We start from the raw sequence: 1,763 nt of genomic DNA, 5'->3' as shown, positions 1-1,763 counted from the left end.
TTGCCTTGGAAAGGGCGGCGGCCTGGCGTTTGGGTGGGGAACTACCGATAGCTGTGCCCTGGCTATGTGCTCGATGGCGATGTTACGGATCAGCTCCATCATGTTTACGGTCTTGCCGACGCCGGCGCCACCGAACAGGCCAACCTTACCGCCTTTGGCGAACGGGCAGACCAGGTCGATAACCTTGATGCCGGTTTCCAGCAGGTCGTTGCCGCCTGCTTGCTCAGCGAACGAAGGGGCAGCGCGGTGGATGCCGCGACGCTCTTCTTCACCGATCGGGCCAGCTTCGTCGATTGGGTTGCCCAGGACGTCCATGATACGGCCCAGGGTGGCCTTACCGACTGGAACGGAGATGGCCGCGCCGGTATCGACGACGTCCAGACCGCGCTTCAGACCTTCGGTCGAGCCCATCGCAATGGTACGAACCACGCCGTCGCCCAGCTGCTGCTGAACTTCGAGGGTGGTTTCCGCGCCTTGAACTTTCAGCGCGTTGTAAACACTCGGCACGACGTCACGTGGGAATTCCACGTCGATGACGGCGCCGATGATTTGAACGATACGTCCGCTACTCATAGCTGGATCCTCTGAATATGTGAACCGTTAAACCGCGGCAGCGCCGCCGACGATTTCCGAGATCTCCTGGGTGATCGCAGCCTGACGCGCCTTGTTGTAGATCAGCTGGAGTTCGCTGATCAGGTCACCGGCGTTGTCTGTGGCGTTCTTCATGGCGATCATCCGGGCCGCTTGTTCAGCAGCGTTGTTCTCGACCACCGCCTGGTACACCTGCGACTCCACGTAACGCACCATCAAGCCGTCCAGCAGCTCTTTTGCGTCGGGTTCGTACAGGTAGTCCCAGTGGTGCTTGAGTTCCTGATCCGGGGTTGCCACCAACGGTACCAACTGCTCGACCGTCGGTTTCTGGGTCATGGTGTTGATGAACTTGTTCGAAACCACCGAGAGGCGATCGATACGGCCATCGAGGTAGGCGTCCAGCATCACTTTGACGGAGCCGATCAGATCGTTGATCGATGGCTCTTCGCCCAGGTGGCTGATCGCGGCTACGACGTTGCCGCCAAAGATGCGGAAGAAAGTCGCACCCTTGCTGCCGATCACGCACAGGTCGATTTCCACGCCCTGTTCGCGGTTTTCGTTCATGTCCTTGACCAGGGCCTTGAACAGGTTGGTATTCAAGCCGCCGCACAGACCACGGTCACTCGTCACCACGACATAACCGGCGCGCTTTACAGGGCGCTCGATCATGAACGGGTGGCGGTATTCCGGGTTGGCGTTGGCCAGATGACCGATCACCTGGCGGATACGCTCCGCGTAAGGACGGCTAGCAGCCATGCGCAGTTGTGCCTTGCGCATTTTGCTGACCGCCACTTTCTCCATGGCGCTGGTAATTTTTTGCGTGCTTTTGATGCTCGCAATCTTACTGCGAATCTCTTTTGCGCCTGCCATGTATCACCTATCAGGTTAGCAAGCGGGGGCCGGAGCCCCCACTGCGGCTTACCAGGTCTGGGTGGCCTTGAACTTCTCGATACCGGCTTTGATGCCAGCGTCGATTTCGTCGTTGAAGTCACCCTTCACGTTGATCTTGGCCATCAGTTCGGCGTGATCACGGTTGAAGAAGGCGATCAGCGCTTGCTCGAAGCTACCGACCTTGGAGACTTCTACGTCAGTCAGGAAGCCACGCTCAGCGGCGTACAGCGACAGGGCCATGTCGGCGATCGACATTGGCGCGTACTGCTTCTGCTTCATCA

Annotated in this window: 1 protein-coding gene and 2 pseudogenes; all 3 read right to left on the bottom strand. The window is 58.8% G+C overall.

Annotation, left to right across the window (positions count from 1 at the left end; all coding sequences use genetic code 11):
* Positions 1–573 (bottom strand): annotated as a pseudogene (locus ACQKPE_RS26460) (hypothetical protein); the annotation flags it as partial.
* A 27-nt stretch (positions 574–600) separates the two neighbouring features.
* Positions 601–1,461: a F0F1 ATP synthase subunit gamma gene (gene atpG, locus ACQKPE_RS26455; protein WP_375098466.1), complete on the bottom strand. Its 861-nt coding sequence runs from the start codon at positions 1,459–1,461 to the stop codon at positions 601–603.
* A gap of 48 nt (positions 1,462–1,509) precedes the next feature.
* Positions 1,510–1,763: pseudogene (locus ACQKPE_RS26450) on the bottom strand (F0F1 ATP synthase subunit alpha); the annotation flags it as partial.

Origin of the sequence: Pseudomonas sp. NPDC089554, from assembly GCF_050280645.1 — a bacterium.
Taxonomy (GTDB): domain Bacteria; phylum Pseudomonadota; class Gammaproteobacteria; order Pseudomonadales; family Pseudomonadaceae; genus Aquipseudomonas.
The sequence above is the reverse complement of the archived record's forward strand: the minus strand, read 5'-3'. Positions and strand labels throughout refer to the sequence as shown.

Bases quoted from the DNA above. Each gene is read 5' to 3' on its own strand.
- atpG (WP_375098466.1), bottom strand. From the start codon at position 1,461: ATGGCAGGCGCAAAAGAGATTCGCAGTAAGATTGCGAGCATCAAAAGC.